The organism is Neorhizobium sp. IRS_2294 (assembly GCF_050500145.1).
GTDB classification, from domain to species: domain Bacteria; phylum Pseudomonadota; class Alphaproteobacteria; order Rhizobiales; family Rhizobiaceae; genus Neorhizobium; species Neorhizobium soli.
In genome coordinates, this window is record NZ_CP191439.1 from 1,899,578 (window position 1) to 1,914,820 (window position 15,243).

Sequence of the window (15,243 nt, forward strand, 5' to 3'; positions counted from 1 at the left end):
AAATGATACCAGTCATTAACCATTCCAAGCTAATTTGCGAGGCACTTGAAGTTTCTGGTTTCCAAGGGAAAGCACATGTATTCGCGCTTCTTTTCGCTTTTCGGTGGCATCGTTGCACTGACCATCGCAACTGCTCCCGCCCTGGCACCGGAGGCCTCCGCGGCTTCGCGTGACAAATCCTTTTTCCAGCAGGTCGGTGGTGTCTGGAAGGGTCCGGGCGAAATCGTCGCGGGCAAGTACAAGGGCACCAAGTTCAGCTGCAATCTGATTGGCGCTGCCCAGCCGGATGGCACTGTCGGCATCAAGCTCGACGGCACCTGCCGCGTCGGCGTCTTCCAGCAGCCGATGTCCGCTGTCATCAGCCAGAGCAGCACCGGTTATTCCGGCAAGTTCCTGGACGGCGCCCAGGGCAAGGGCCTCGACATCGTCTCAGGCTCCGTCAATGGCGACAAGGTCGTGATGGGCATCAACCGTGCCCAGCTGAACGGTGCAATGGTCGCCAGCCTGCGCGGCGAGAACAAGATGAACATCACCATCTCGGTGAAGGTCGAAGACCAGATGGTGCCCGTGATCGGCCTGTCGCTGGATCGCGATCTCGATTCGATCGCCGTCGGTTCGATCAAGCCCTAATCCACCAGTCCCTGTCTGCGTCAGCGATCCTGATGCCTTCGATGTCCGCCTCTGTCAGCCAGTCGCGGACATTTTTCTGTCCGAGGACCATTTCCGGCGCGACATCGGCAAGCGGCATCATCACAAAGCCCCTCGCCGTCATGCGCGGATGGGGAAGCTCCAGCGTCTCGGAGTGATACGCGCTGTCGCCGTAGGTCAGGATGTCGATATCGATGGTTCTCGGGCCCCAGCGCTCGACGCGCTCACGCTTGCGCCGCCTTTCCATATCAAGACAGACATCGAGAAGCGGCTCGGGATGAAGCAACGTCTCGATCAGGGCGCAGCAGTTCAGGAACTCGGCCTGATCCGTCTTCCCCCATGGCGGCGTGGCATAAAGCCGGGATACGGCGAGCACCCGACAGTCCGATCGGGCATCGAGTTCCCTCAACGCATCTGCCATCGCAGCCCGCGGATCACCGACGTTACCGCCGAGCCCAAGGGCTACCAATTTCATCGAGCCGTCACGCGACATGCTCGATCCTCACTTCGGCATAATCAAGAATTCCCGGGATCGGCACGCTCGGCTTGCGCACCGTCACCTCGACCCTTCGGATCTGCGACGACCAGGCGCAAAGCGCCTTAGCAATGTCCTTGGCCAGCGTCTCGATCAGGTTGCGGCGCGTGCCGGTCACGATCCTCTCGACGATTTCATAGGCTTTGCCATAGTGCACGGTGCTCTCGACGTTGTCGTCCTCCAGCGCTTCTTCGGCATCCACATGCATGACGAGATCGACATAGAATCGCTGACCGAGCCTCTCTTCTTCCGCAAAGGCTCCATGACGAGCGAAGAAGGCGCAGTTTTTCAAGGCGATGCTGTAGGTCCCCATCAGCCCTCCTCCCGTTGCGCCGCACGGGACGCCAGAACCGCATCTGCCATCAGCAGGGCATCGCGGTTGGCCGCGACATTATGAACCCGGAAGATCGCCGCACCGGCGAGTCGGAGGATCGCAGTCGTTGCAGCCGTGCCGATATCCCGCTGATCGGCCGGATCCCGCATCGTGACTGAACCGACAAACCGCTTCCGCGACGTCCCGGCGAGCAAGGGAAATCCGAGTGACTGCAACTCGCCGAATCGGGCGATCAGTTCCATGTCGTCGTCCCGGTTCTTGGCAAATCCGAACCCGGGATCGAGCACGATCGCCGCATCCTTGATCCCGGCAGCATGCGCGATCTTGAGAGACCGCGTGAGGAAATACTGCTGGTCTTCGATCATGTCCGCACGTCGATCCGTCCGGTCGCGTCCCGTATGCATGATGCAGATACCAGCACCTGTCTCGGCCGCGACATCAGCCATGTCGGGTTCGCGCTGAAGTCCATGTACGTCATTGATGACGTGGGCGCCGGCAGCCATCGCCAGCCGCGCCGTTACCGCACGATAGGTATCGACCGAGATGATAGCGTCGGTTTCGCCGACAAGCTTCTCGATCACCGGCAGGATGCGATCCTGTTCTTCGGCAGGCGTCACCGCCGCCGCGCCGGGCCGTGTCGATTCGCCACCGATATCGAGGATGGCAGCACCTTCGGCGACGCAGCTCAGCGCATGCCGCACGGCGCCATCCGTTTGCGCATGCCGACCGCCGTCGGAAAACGAGTCTGGGGTCACGTTGACGATCGCCATGATATGGCCTTGCGCGCCGAGTTCCAGCACGCGTCCGCGCGCCAATTGCCAGTGCGTGTTGCGCCGCGATATCACCGGCCAATCATCTTTGGAGAGTTGACGCAAAATTCAGGGACCTCGTGTTGCGCTTGGTCTCGCTATGCCCCAAGCTCTTTTAAAGTTCAACGTTGCAGGCCACAGAATGTTTTCAATGCGCGCGGTTCGCCGTCTCATCGGTACCGTACTTCTTGCAGGCGTCTTCGCCTCTCCCGCATCGGCCGCACCGATCATCACCAAGACTTACTCGTATTTTCAGATCGGCGGCAAAACTGCCGAAGACCTCGACAAGGAGCTGGAAAAACGCGGTCCGCTGACCCGCACGACCGGCCACCGTCATCCCGGTGCAACCGAAATCAAATTCGGCGGGGAAGTGACCTATGTCGAGCGCGCCAATCGATGCACGGTCGGCGCCGCAAGGGTCACACTGCGTACCCATATCGTTCTGCCACGCTGGATCAATCGACGTCGTGCAGACGCGGATCTTGGCATGATATGGGACACGCTTTCGGCAGACATCAAGCGCCACGAAGAACGCCATGCCGAAATTGCCCGCACCCATGCCCGCATTCTCGAGAGACAGCTTCTGGACCTCTCGACGCCCAGCAGTTGCGATAGTCTCGAGAAGAAGGTCGCCGATGCGACTCGCGATCTTCTGGAAGCACACGACCGGGAACAGATGCGGTTCGACCAGGTCGAGTTGAAGAACTTCGACGAGCGGATGACCCGTCTTCTGAAATACCGGATGAAGCGCGACTGATCGGGCAGCGAAAGACGACATCGATCGGCACAGCCAATCAACCGACCCGTAGCCCGACCTTTCCCGAGACTTGCGCGGAGCTTTCGCACCACCCTGTCATTCATCGGTGACTTATAACAATATACTAATGTGTGTGTCTGGGCTAAAACCGTAGCAACAGAACGGCGCTGTGAACGACCCATATCAAGGGTTATCCAGCCGCCCGCGATCCCGGCCACGGTGCCAGGATCCACCCGTTCAGGCGCCGCAGATGTTCGCGGCCGCGATCAGGCACTTGGACCGAGAGAGGTCCCGCGTTGTTGCCTTGTACAAGCTTCACAGGTCTCCCCGGCGCAATTGCGGCCGCAGGCGTTTTCCTCCCTCGCCTTGCGGCTATGCGCCTGCCTTGCCTCGCTTGCGCTAACTGCGCAGCGAGGCATTTTTTTGGAAGAGGGTCGTCTGGTTTGGTTCAGGCCTGACGTTCTGGAACGTGCACGATCAGACCGTCGAGATCGGCCTTGATCTTGATCTGACAGGACAGCCGCGAGGTCGGCTTCACCTCAAAGGCGAAGTCGAGCATGTCTTCTTCCATCGCTGCCGGAGGACCGACCTTTTCGGTCCAGCCATCGTCGACATAGACATGACAGGTGGCACAGGCACAGGCGCCGCCGCATTCGGCCTCTATGCCTGGCACGGAATTGCGCACGGCGTTCTCCATCACTGTGGAGCCGTTGTCAGCTTCGATATCGAAGCGCGTACCGTCGAAGGCAACGAGGGTCAGTTTCGTCATAATCAGGAAATCCGCATTGAGTGGCAGTCTTGGCCGGTTGTCTTCCGATAAATCACCGGTCCAGTCAACACGAACGGACGACGCGCCGTTGTCTTGCGGCGCCCTCCAACTGTCACGGATCAGCGGCAGAGTTTCAGGATGAAGTTCTCGGCTTCCACGACACACGCGGCAAGCGCGGCCAAATGCGCGGCGTCGGCACCGTCTGCTTCCAGTTTCTCTGCCGCTTTGGAAACGCCGAACGCGCCGACCGCAGATGCAGCCCCCCTCAGGCGATGCGCCGTCATCGCAACCCCGGCAGCGTCTGCGCCCGTCATGTCCTGCAGCGCCCGGCGGGCGTTGCGGGCAAACATCATCAGCACTTCGTTTTCCAGTGTCTTGTCGCCCATCGTCTGGCGGGCAAGATGCACGAGATCGATCGGGCGCGACTGCGAAGGACATGCCCCGCGCGGGCTAGTGGGCGTTGAAAAAGCAGTATTCGCCGCTGACATGAAACTCTGTTCCTCTTTGGGGCTCAATCATGCGTCCCAGTGATGCGGGACAGCGGCTGCCTATCCCGTTAAATTCCGGCACAATCACGGCGCAAATTTCGGGACATGGTTAATTTCCATCAACCTCACGAAATGTCAGGGGTTTCGACATTTTTCGTGGTTTAAATTCTGTTAACAACAAATCTGCTTTCCGGGCCGATCCCGGCCGAGCAATTGTGTGAAAGACACGAATGTGTCACTACAGGACGGTTGAGATGGGTGTGTAAACCATCCTGCGTCTGACGGCGGAACGGTGGTAAGCTTTCATTATCATCCGTTTGCAACAACGGCCGTTCGAATTGTGAGTAAAGTGGAATTGCGGCCAGCATGACGCACGGGCCGGGTTCCGGTCGGCGACCCGACTTCCAGCCTGCAGGCGGCAGAGCTGGAACGAAAGCGCCGGGTGAGTGTAACGAGGCGTAACCGCATGGCGAAGAAAACGAGCAGCGAGTCGGTCGATGAGACGGCTTTCCAGGCACTGGAAGAAGCGCTGAAGATCGACTTCAACGGCGAGCAGCCTCGCGCCCGACCAACTCAGACCGCTTCGGAGACCAGAGTGTCGGATACGCCAAGGCAGCGCTCCCCATCGTCCTCACAAAATCCGCAATCCGCTCCGCCTCGTCAGGCCGGTCCCGAAACGACAGCCCGACAGCCCGCTTTCGAGCCGGCCAATGATGCCGGTCGCCGCACCCCGAATGCGATTCTTCGTTCGCTCGAAGGCGGCTCGATCAAGAGCGCCGTCCGCAACGCCGCCATTATCTCGTTCTTCTGGGTTGTTGCGGGTATCGGTCTCGGCCAGCTGATCTACGGCAGCCAGCTGTGGGAATTCACCTCGGTCGCCGGCGTCCTCGCTGCACCTGGGATCGTCGCCCTCGTCGTCGGCATCCTGCTGCCGATCATGCTGTTCTTCGCCTTCGCGATCATGATGGCGAGAGCTGCTGATCTGCGCAATGCGGCCCGCTCGATGGCGGAAGTGGCCCTGCGTCTCTCCGAACCGGAAACCATTGCCTCCGAGCGCATCATGTCGGTCGGCCAGGCTGTCCGCCGCGAAGTGTCTGCGATGAACGAAGGCATCGAGCGCACCATTGCGCGTGCCTCCGAGCTGGAAACGCTGGTTCATTCCGAAGTCAACGCGCTGGAACGCAGCTATACAGACAACGAGCTGCGCGTTCGCGGCCTGGTGCATGAACTCGGCGCCGAGCGCGACGCGATCGTCAACCATGCGGAACGTATCCGCTCGTCGATCGTCGGCGTGCACGAGCAGCTGAAGGAAGACCTGTCGCTGTCGACAGAGGAGATCTCCGTTCGCCTCGCCACGTCAGGCGAGGCCTTTGCCTCGATGATCGACACCCGCGCCGCGTCTCTGATCGCAAAATCCGACGCTGCCGGTGAAGCGCTCAGCTCCCTGATGGCCGCCCGTGCCGAAAACCTCGTCTCGAGCCTGACATCGTCCGGTATCGCTCTGGCCACCGAGTTCGATATCCGCCTCGACACGCTCACATCGACCATGTCCGAACGCGGTCAGGAATTGCTCGGCCAGTTCGAAACCCGTGCGTCGACCATCGATGCCAACACCGAAAAGCTGAACGCCGCCCTCGCCGACCGTACCCGTCAGCTCAACGAGACGCTGCTCGCCCGCACCCGCGAAATCACCGAGGGCCTGAACGACAGCGAGAAGACGCTCGGCGGCACGCTGGACACGGCAATCGCCGCGCTCAACCGCTCGCTCGACCAGAAGAGCGCCACATTCCGCCAGAGCCTCCAGACCGCGTCCGACGACGCAATCATGGATCTCGACCTCCGCTCCGGCCTGTTCGAAGACCGTCTCCAGGCAACCGTTGGCCAGCTTTCGGCAACCTTCGACGACGGCCTGTCGCATTTTACCACGGCATTCGACCAGCGCGCCGGCACGCTTGATAGCAAGCTGATGGACAGCCTCGCCCGCATCAACGAAACCGTCGCAGGCGGTTCGGATGCGATCGAAGGCATCCTGTCGTCCAGCATCGACCGGATCGGAAATGCACTGACCGACCAGTCGCTGGCGCTCGCAACGACGCTTGGAACCGGCCAGGAAGTGCTGGACTCCATGCTCGAAAACCGCGCCCGCGAATTTTCCGATGCGCTTGCTGCTCGCAGCAACGAAATCAGCCACAGCTTCGGCGACGCCCACAACAAGGTCGACGCCGTCATGGCTGAACGCGGCACGGCACTTGCCGCCGCACTCTCCGATAGCCAGGCCCGTTTCGAGGACGCCGTCGGTTCGCGTGCGGATGCCATCATCGATGCAGTCACCGGCAGCCACGATCGTCTTGCAGAAGTCCTCGACAGCCGCACCTCGGCAATCAGCGAGCTGATGTCGGGAACACCCGAGCGCCTGTCCTCGATGTTCGACGACAAGACTGAAGTCCTGTCGAAGGCGCTGTCCGACAGCGAGATCCGGCTCGGCAGCGAACTGGAGCGCAAGGTGACGAGCCTCGACACGACGCTTGCCGCCAACCGCGACCGCCTGGCTGAGATCTTCGATGACCGGTCGATGGATATCGCGACTTCGCTTGCCCTGCACGAAGATCGCCTCACAGGCGCACTCGAAGAAAAGACGGCAGCTCTGATCGGCGCCGTATCGGACGCAGACAGCCGTATCGAACACACGTTCGCCGCTCGCGCCGAGGCAATCCGCACGGCCTATACGGACGGCCAGCTCGGTCTCGATCTCTCGCTCGAAAGCCACGTCTCCGAGCTTTCCCGCATCATCGACAGCGGCAGCGAAAGGCTCGATAAGTCTGTCGGGGGTGCAGCCGAACGGATCGAAGCCACGTTGGCCGAACGCACCGAAGCAATCCGCAGCGTCTATCAGGACGGCCAGATTGGTCTCGACATCACGCTTGCGACCCAGACCTCGGAACTGGCGCGCATTCTCGACGGCGGCAGCGAACGCCTCGAGAATTCCGTAGAAGGGGTTGCCGGCCGCATTGAAGCTGCCTTTGCCGATCGCACCGACGCGATCCGCAACGCCTATCAGGAAGGTCAGCTCGGTCTCGACATTACACTCGAAACGCATGCCTCGGAACTCACCCGCATCATCGAAGGCGGCAGCGAGAAGCTTGAGACATCCGTCGGCGGCGCAGCCCAGCGCATCGAGAGCGCCTTCGCCGATCGTACCGAAGCGATCCGCAACGCCTATCAGGAAGGTCAGCTAGGTCTCGACATCTCGCTCGAAACGCATGCCTCGGAACTCACCCGCATCATCGAAGGCGGCAGCGAGAAGCTTGAGACATCCGTCGGCGGCGCAGCCCAGCGTATCGAAACGGCGTTCGCAGATCGTACCGACGCAATCCGCACTGCCTATCAGGAAGGTCAGCTCGGCCTCGACATCACACTCGAAACGCACGCTTCGGAACTTACCCGCATCATCGAAGGCGGCAGCGAGAAGCTTGAGACATCCGTCGGCGGCGCAGCCCAGCGTATCGAAAGCGCCTTTGCCGATCGTACCGATGCGATCCGCACCGCCTATCAGGAAGGCCAGCTCGGCCTCGACATCACACTCGAAACGCACGCTTCGGAACTCACCCGCATCATCCAGGGCGGTAGCGAGAAGCTTGAGACGTCCGTCGGCGGTGCAGCCCAGCGCATCGAAAGCGCCTTTGCCGATCGTACCGATGCGATCCGCAGCGCCTATCAGGAAGGCCAGCTCGGCCTCGACATCGCGCTCGAGACCCACGCCTCGGAACTGTCGCGCATCATCCAGTCCGGCAGCGCGCAGCTTGAGACATCCGTCGGCGGTGCAGCGGAACGCATCGAAAGCGCGTTTGCAGATCGCACGGATGCAATCCGCAGTGCCTACCAGGACGGCCAGCTCGGCCTCGACATCACGCTCGAAACCCAGGCTGCGGAACTGTCCCGCATCCTCGACGGTGGCAGCGCTCGTCTCGAAAACTCGGTCGGTGGCGCAGCCACACGTATTGAATCCGCCCTCACCGATGGCACCAGCCGCTTCGAAACCGGCATGGCAGATGGCCTGCAGCGGATGGACGAAACCTTCGACGCCACCCAGCAGCGGATTGCTGCAACGATCGGCCTCGGTCACCAGCAGCTCGCCGATACGCTTGCCACAGCCGGACAGGACATCGCGCAGACGCTCGGCGCCGCGAACTACGAGATTTCCTCGACGGTCGGTTCGGGCGCCCAGAACATTTCCCAGTCCGTCGGCGACGCAACGCGCAACATCGCTTCGACCTTGGATGGAGCAACCCGCACCATCAGCGACACGGTCGGCACCGCTGCCGTACAGATCTCAGGCGTCGTCGATACCGCAAGCCGCGACATATCCGAAAAGGTCACGACGGCACACGGTCAGATGGCCGAGACGCTCGACACCGCAAACCGCCAGCTCTCGTCTACGCTCGATGGCGGCTACGAGCGCATTCGCTCGACACTCGACGATCGCGGCGGCCTGATTGCCAGCACGCTCACCAATGCGCAAAACCATCTGGCCGACTTGATGCTGGATCAGGCAACATCGATCGGCGCCACCATCGCAACCAGCGCCGGCATGCTGGAAATGTCCCTCGAAGCCCAGCAGGAATCGCTGCGCGCCACGATCGACGGCGCCGGTGAAAACCTGGAAACGCGTCTTCGCGAAAACGTCGGCGCGATTGCAGGCCAGCTCAACGAAGCCGCCCGCGAAATCACAGCCTCCGCAGAGGGATTCTCGAGCCGCGTCGAAGAAACTGTCGGCGGCGTTTCTACCGCCCTCGATGGCGCCGGCACCCGGATAGAGACGACTTTCGGTGGTCTGGAAGAACGCATCCGCTCGGAACTGGGCAATGCGACCAGCCTGGTCGACACGGCCGGCAACAGTATCGCCGATGCACTCGGCGCCCGCACCGCGGAACTGGAGCGCGTTACCAGCCTTGCGACCGATCGCGTTTCTACCGTGATGAGTGATCGCACGGCCGAACTGGAGCGCTTGTCGGGAGAAACTGCAGACCGCATAAATCAGGCGCTCGCATCCCGCACGCAGGAATTTGAGCGCATCGGATCCGAAACGTCGGATCGGATCGCCGAAACGCTGGATACACGCACCGCCCGCATCGAAGAACGCCTCGGCACCATGGACCGGGCGCTCACCGTCGGCCTCGACGCCGTGTCGCGCACCATCGAAGGCAAGGCTGTCGGCCTCGCCTCCAGCCTGCGCGACGCCGTCAGCGCCGCAGCGCAGGGCATGGATAGCGAAGCCAGCCGTTCGGCAGAGCTTCTTGCCCGCGCCGGCGCAGACTTCACGGAAGAACTCAGTACCCGCAACGATGAGTTTGCCCGCTCGATCGAACAGCGCTCCAACGATATCGTCGACCGCATTTCGGAAACCCAGAACCGGCTTGCCGGTCAGGCGGCAACCGTGGCGCAGGCCTTCTCGGAAGCCGGCAACGCGATCGTCCACAAGGTCGCCGAAGCAGACAGCCTGGTGAAGAAACAGGTCAACGCGATTTCGGAAGCGCTTGGCGATGCCGAAAAGGCGCTCGATGCCCGCGGTACGTCTCTGCGCGACACGCTTGCCGAAACCGCAGGCGAACTCGACAGCGCTCTCACGGCCGTCGACAAGGCGCTCGCTGCCCGTGGCGAATCGATCCGCTCGTCGCTCGACAGCCGCACCCGCGACCTGAACTCGATGCTCTCAAGCCGTTCGGCCGAACTCTCCAAGCTGATCGACGAAAAGGCACGGCCGCTGGTCGAGGAATATGCCGAGACCGGCCGGTCCGCCGCCGAGCGCATCAGCCAGGCCGCACAGGAAAGCGCCGAGCGCCTTTCCACGGCCGCCCGCGATACGACCGACCGCATCCGCAACGAGAACGACGCACTGGTGGAGGCGATTTCCGCCCGCACCAACGAAACGCTCGCCGCCATCAGCCAGCGGACAGAGAATGCCACCGGTGCCATGCGCGCCGTCGAGCAGAGCCTGTCGGCAAACGTCAACAGCCTGATCGAGCGTCTTGCCGAAAGCAATTCGGGCATCGCATCGCTGGTCGAACAGGCCGCTCGCAATCTCGGCCAGGCAGCGGACCGCGTCAGCGAACAGCTGTCCGACGCCGATCAGAAACTCGATGCGACCGCCAACCGCTTTGCCGAGTCGGCCAACAGCGCGGCCGACCTCGTGCACGGTTCGAGCCGCCTGCTCGAAAACAACATCGATCGCCTGGTCAGCATTTCCGGCCAGACGCTCAGCCAGGTCGGCGGCATTGTCGGTCGCTTCGACGATCACTCCAAGGTTCTCGCTCAGGCATCCGAGCTGCTCGGCGCTGCCCAGTCGAACCTTGCCAGCACGCTCGACGAACGCCAGACGGCGCTCCGCACCCTCTCTGCCGGTCTCGTCAAGCGTTCGGAGGAAATCGAAGGCACGCTCAATGGTCTGACCTCGCTCGTCGATGGCGCCTTTACCCGCGCCGAAGATCGCACCTCGCAGATCGGCGCATCGCTGCGCGAAAGCCTGCACGCTTCCTTCGCAGATATCGGTCGCGGCCTGGGCGAAACCCAGCAGCGTGCCAACCTCACGGCCCAGGCTATGCGCGAGACGCTGAGCGAGGCTGGCAACGAGGCAAGCCGCGCCATCGAGACGACACTGTCGGATGCCGAGACACGCGCCCGCGATCTATCCGAGCGCCTGCGCGGCAGCATCACCGGTTCGATGGGCGACATCGAGCGCCTGCTGGCCGACGCCGCAAACCGCACCGATGGCGCAGCCCAGCAGTTGCGCGATACGCTGCGGGTTTCCGTTGAAGAGGCGATCGGCCGCTTTACCGGCGCAACCGACGAGATCCGCCGCTCGGCCCAGGACATTCGCCAGGAACTCGATGCGACTCGCACCGAACTGAAGCGCGGTGCGTTCGATCTGCCCGAAGAAGCCAAGGAAAGCGCAGCCGCCATGCGCCGTGCCGTGGCTGAACAGATCAAGGCCCTGCAGGACATCTCGCAGCTAGTCGGCCGGTCCGCCCAGAGCCTCGACGTGTCCGAGCCGGTTGCAGTGTCGCGCCCTGCTCCGGTCGCCCAGCCGGCTCCGCAGCCGGCGGCCCCGCGCCCTGCAGCCCCGACGGCACCAGCCGCGGCGACAAGCGCACCGTTTGGCTCGTCTGTCCTTCGTGACAGTCTGCCACTCGATCGTCCGACGCCGAGCATCGCACAGGGCGTCAGCAAGCCGGTTGCCCAGGCGCCTTCACAGACGCCACCGGTAACGCAGATTCTCGCACAGCCTCAGGCCCCGGTCTCCCGCGCGCCTGACGCAACGCAGCGTCCAGGTGAAGGCGGCTGGATCAGCGATCTCCTTCGCGGTGCATCGCGTGACGATACATCAGGCACAGTTGCTCGCCAGCCGCAGCAGCCTGCACGCCCGGCAGCAGCCGAACCGGCCCAGCCTGTTCGCACCAACGGCGACAACCGCAACCCGCGTCACATGGTGGAATCGCTCAACTCTCTGTCGGTCGACATCGCCCGCGCGATCGATCACGACGCCTCGGTCGACCTCTGGCGCCGTTACCAGCGCGGCGAGCGCGACGTGTTCACACGCCGCCTCTACACGCTGAAGGGTCAGCAGACGTTCGACGACATCAAGCGGAAATACGAACGCGAGCCGGAATTCCGCACCGCCGTCGATCGCTACATCGCCGATTTCGAAAAGCTGCTCGCCGATGTCGCCCGCACAGATCGCGACAAGACGGTCACCCAGAGCTACCTGACCTCGGATACGGGCAAGGTCTACACCATGCTCGCCCACGCGGCCGGACGTTTCAGCTGATCGATCCATTCCGCAGGGAATGCCAAAAACAAGAAAAGCCGCCTTTCGGGGCGGCTTTTTCGTTGGCGGATAAACCCTGAAGAAGCTGTTGGCGAGAGGGATACCCCGACCTCCCTCATCCCAGCCCTTGTGCCGAAATTCCAGCGGCACGAGGTCTGTCGGGTCACAGACTCCTTCACTTCATGGACACGTACGGACTGGATCCCCGCCACAAGGGCGAGGATGAGAGGAGTTTGGTGACAGGCTCAGTTTCCAAAGCGACCTGCGGAGTTTTTCGCCAGTACTCTTCACAGAACGCTCAGTCGCCCATCAAGCCGGCTTTCGATGGGCTGCACTACATCGGAGCGAACCTGAGTCTGGCCCTCTTTCTACTCAGTTCCTCAACGGCCGCTCTTTTGCCGCGCCCCAGAAACTAGCCGCGCATCGGGCGCGTGCCTGAGCAGCCGGATCTCCATCCGTGCGCGAAGGTCGCTGCTAAAGCGTGACGCGTTCCGGGCGCCCCAGACGCCGATATAGCACGCGTCCGAGGCATCGTTGCGAAACACCACGCCGCCGCCAATGGCAGAAGCCAGACCACCTTCGCCCACCACGCCGCCTGCGCCATAAACCGCCACGACACTTTGCAACGGTGCAACGCTGACCACGGTGTCACCGGAGGGAGCAAAACCGGATTGCCTGAAAAAATAGACGGGGATCGGAGGCTTAGTCATTCGCTTGGCTCTCAGGAGAAGCAACCGAGATCGGAGCGCTGTTTATAGCGCAGGTCAACTCCATAACGGCCAGGCTATTAGTTCGGATTGCAAAGCCAGCTGTCACAGACGCATGTCAGATCTCGTGAGGATCGCAGTGCTGGAACCAGTATCGTATCGCTCAGCTGGCAGAGCGGGTCCGGGAGCCGGGTGGGCATCCTAACGCGATGCTTGGGACCATCGCCAAGCTTCACCGCCAGCGCCCTTGGAGAGCGTTCGCTCGGGTAAGATTACGTACTGCAGGAAAGTGCTTCTCTGCCGCGAATTGTTCGGCAGAGAAGTCTCCGCCAGGCCGATATCGCGCGGGTCGTCCCCGCGCGAAAAGGATCACATGGCCTTGAGAGCCCAGTCGACAATATTCGCGCCGACCTGTGCAAATGCCTTGTCCAGCGCTTCGATGAAGCGGCGGTTCTCGGTTCCGGCGACCGGCACCGTTGCCTTGAAGACGGTCTGGGCACGAACGCTGCCGTTGCGGTCGTTCAAGAGCTTTGCCGAGATCTCCACCGTGGCAAGCCTGTTGCCCTCAGTCACCACCTCGAAGCTGCGGATATCGGTTACGACCTGATAGTCGATCGCCAGACCCTGCCCCGGCTTGCCGACGCCGCCAACCCGTCCTGAGTTTTCGAACGCTTCGACCAGCTTCGACTGGACCAGTGCCGGAAGCCTGTCACCCCAGCGGGAATTGGCCAGATACTGAACCTCGGAGGGCGAAATACGCACAACGACCTGGTCGCTGTTGAGCATCTTGACCGCAGTCGGTTCAGGCACCAGGATCTGCCGGCTCTTCGCGGTTGCTCCACTTGCCATCGGCGTGATCGACAGGTCGAACGTGTCGTTGTTCGCCTTGCTGCCACAACCGGCCAGAAGTGCTGCCATCAAAGGGGCTGCGATGATGATCGGATGGCGCATGACGCGAAGCATCGCAGATCCTTGCATGAAACCCTGAACTCCCCGCATGTTAGCGCCGTGTCCTGCCATCGTACTCTTTCACCGTTTCGCCGCCGAAGATCAGGCGCTGGGGGTTCTGGTCAAAATTGCTGATTGCCTGATTGAGCGACTGCACGGTTCCGCGCGTGTCGTTGATCAGCGTTTGGATGTCTCTCAAGCCACCGGACGAAAAGCGCGACAGGTTGTCGGCAATCGGTCCAACGCGCGAATTGATATTGTCGGCGACGGTGCGGAAGGATTCGAGCGTCTTGCGCGCCTCGGCAAACAGACCCTGCGAGTCGTCGCTGGAAACCAGCCCGTCCACCTTGGCCAGAATGCCGTCGACGCGGTTCGATGCGTTGTTCAGCTTGGTCGACATGTCCGTGAAGTTGGAGATCGCACCGTTGATGTCGTCGCGGCGGCGCGACACGTCGTCGATCACGTCGCGCGCCGAGCTGAGCGTCTGGCGTGCGTCTTCGGATGCCGACGAGATGTTGCGGATCGTAGCGCCGACCTGATTGACGTCGACGGCCGCCATCAGCGTATCGGCGCGTTTCAGGGCGCTCTGCGCATCGACGCCTGCCTGCTGGAAGCTCGCAGCCGCCTGGGTCACGTTCTGCACCAGAGGGCCGAAGTTGTCCGAGGCATTGGCAATGTTGCGAGTCACCCGTTCGGCGTTCGTTACAACCTGGTTGACCCGTTCGGCATCGATCGCCCGTACCAGCTGGTCAGCTGCTTCGAGCGTCGAGTTCAACGTGCCGGAGACGCGATCGACCGTCGCCGACAGCGTCGAGAGGCTGTTCAGGAATTTGTCGATGCTGTCCGAATTGTTGCTGAGCGCAGCCGTAAACGTCTCGACGTTGCGGATAGTCTGCGTCAGCGGACCGCGTGCGTCTCCGACAAATCCCTGGATGTCGCCAATTGCCTGGTCTGCCCGGTCGAGGATCTTGTCGGCCGTCGCAAGAAGGTTGGTCACGCTCGACTGGTCGGCGATCAGCACCGCTGGACGGCCACTCTCGATCGCCTTCTGCAGGATGTTTTCTTCACCCTTGGCACCACCCGACATTTCCACATAGGCAGCGCCCGTCAGGCCCTGAACTTCCAGAACGGCCTTGGTCGACTGGTAGACAGGTGCGTCGGCGCGCACTTCGGTGAACGCGATCGAGTAGCGCGGATCATCCGGGTCGATGCTGAGGCTGCGCACGGAGCCGACTGGGATGCCGTTGAAGCGCACCGCCGAACCAACGGAAAGACCGTTTGCGGAGCCTGGAATGCGAATCGCCAGCTCAGCCGTGGGGCCTCCCCGGCCGGACGAAGCCATCCAGTAGACGAACCCGAAAGCGGCAGCCATTACCAGCAAGGTAAAAAAGCCAACGAGGGCGTAATTTGCTTTAGTTTCCATAGG

The 15,243-nt window shown here is 62.0% G+C and carries 11 protein-coding genes; 3 read left to right on the forward strand and 8 right to left on the reverse strand.

What is annotated here, in order from left to right:
* Positions 1-75: 75 nt before the first annotated feature.
* Entirely contained in the window at positions 76-630 is a 555-nt protein-coding gene (locus ACQY1K_RS09250) for a hypothetical protein (RefSeq protein ID WP_062456618.1), read from the forward strand.
* Here ACQY1K_RS09250 and folK read toward each other — a convergent pair.
* From folK to folP, 3 genes are read right to left on the reverse strand one after another with little or no spacing between them, the layout of a single operon-like run.
* The gene (gene folK / locus ACQY1K_RS09255; RefSeq protein WP_430257153.1) at positions 620-1,123 is read right to left on the reverse strand and encodes a 2-amino-4-hydroxy-6-hydroxymethyldihydropteridine diphosphokinase; all 504 of its coding nucleotides are present in this window, start codon (positions 1,121-1,123) and stop codon (positions 620-622) included. The two genes, ACQY1K_RS09250 and folK, sit on opposite strands and share 11 nt — an antisense overlap.
* Before the next feature lie 7 nt (positions 1,124-1,130).
* Complete coding sequence (gene folB, locus ACQY1K_RS09260) at positions 1,131-1,496, reverse strand: dihydroneopterin aldolase (RefSeq protein ID WP_092660822.1); 366 nt, start codon at positions 1,494-1,496, stop codon at positions 1,131-1,133.
* Positions 1,496-2,287 (reverse strand): dihydropteroate synthase, encoded by a 792-nt coding sequence (gene folP / locus ACQY1K_RS09265; RefSeq protein WP_430258956.1) that lies wholly within the window; start codon positions 2,285-2,287, stop codon positions 1,496-1,498. The genes folB and folP overlap by 1 nt, the downstream gene beginning before the upstream one ends.
* Before the next feature lie 181 nt (positions 2,288-2,468).
* Here folP and ACQY1K_RS09270 point away from each other — a divergent pair, with 181 nt between their 5' ends.
* The gene (locus tag ACQY1K_RS09270) at positions 2,469-3,083 is read left to right on the forward strand and encodes a DUF922 domain-containing Zn-dependent protease (protein WP_430257155.1); all 615 of its coding nucleotides are present in this window, start codon (positions 2,469-2,471) and stop codon (positions 3,081-3,083) included.
* 448 nt (positions 3,084-3,531) lie between these two features.
* On the opposite strand, the gene ACQY1K_RS09275 is transcribed toward ACQY1K_RS09270, so the two are convergent.
* Positions 3,532-3,852 carry a 2Fe-2S iron-sulfur cluster-binding protein gene (locus tag ACQY1K_RS09275; RefSeq protein WP_062456606.1) on the reverse strand — a complete coding sequence of 107 codons (321 nt, stop codon included), beginning with the start codon at positions 3,850-3,852 and terminating at the stop codon, positions 3,532-3,534.
* Positions 3,853-3,971: 119 nt separating this feature from the next.
* Positions 3,972-4,340, reverse strand: a complete 369-nt coding sequence (locus ACQY1K_RS09280; protein ID WP_062456603.1) for an Hpt domain-containing protein — start codon at positions 4,338-4,340, stop codon at positions 3,972-3,974.
* A 466-nt stretch (positions 4,341-4,806) separates the two neighbouring features.
* On the opposite strand from ACQY1K_RS09280, the gene ACQY1K_RS09285 reads away from it, so the two are divergent.
* Entirely contained in the window at positions 4,807-12,162 is a 7,356-nt protein-coding gene (locus tag ACQY1K_RS09285; RefSeq protein WP_430257156.1) for a hypothetical protein, read from the forward strand.
* 380 nt (positions 12,163-12,542) lie between these two features.
* Here ACQY1K_RS09285 and ACQY1K_RS09290 read toward each other — a convergent pair whose 3' ends face one another.
* From ACQY1K_RS09290 to ACQY1K_RS09300, 3 genes are all read right to left on the reverse strand, one after another.
* Entirely contained in the window at positions 12,543-12,872 is a 330-nt protein-coding gene (locus ACQY1K_RS09290) for a hypothetical protein (protein WP_430257157.1), read from the reverse strand.
* A 366-nt stretch (positions 12,873-13,238) separates the two neighbouring features.
* Positions 13,239-13,832: an ABC-type transport auxiliary lipoprotein family protein gene (locus ACQY1K_RS09295; protein WP_113110840.1), complete on the reverse strand. Its 594-nt coding sequence runs from the start codon at positions 13,830-13,832 to the stop codon at positions 13,239-13,241.
* 37 nt (positions 13,833-13,869) lie between these two features.
* Complete coding sequence (locus ACQY1K_RS09300; protein WP_062456594.1) at positions 13,870-15,240, reverse strand: MlaD family protein; 1,371 nt, start codon at positions 15,238-15,240, stop codon at positions 13,870-13,872.
* Between the last annotated feature and the right edge of the window lie 3 nt (positions 15,241-15,243).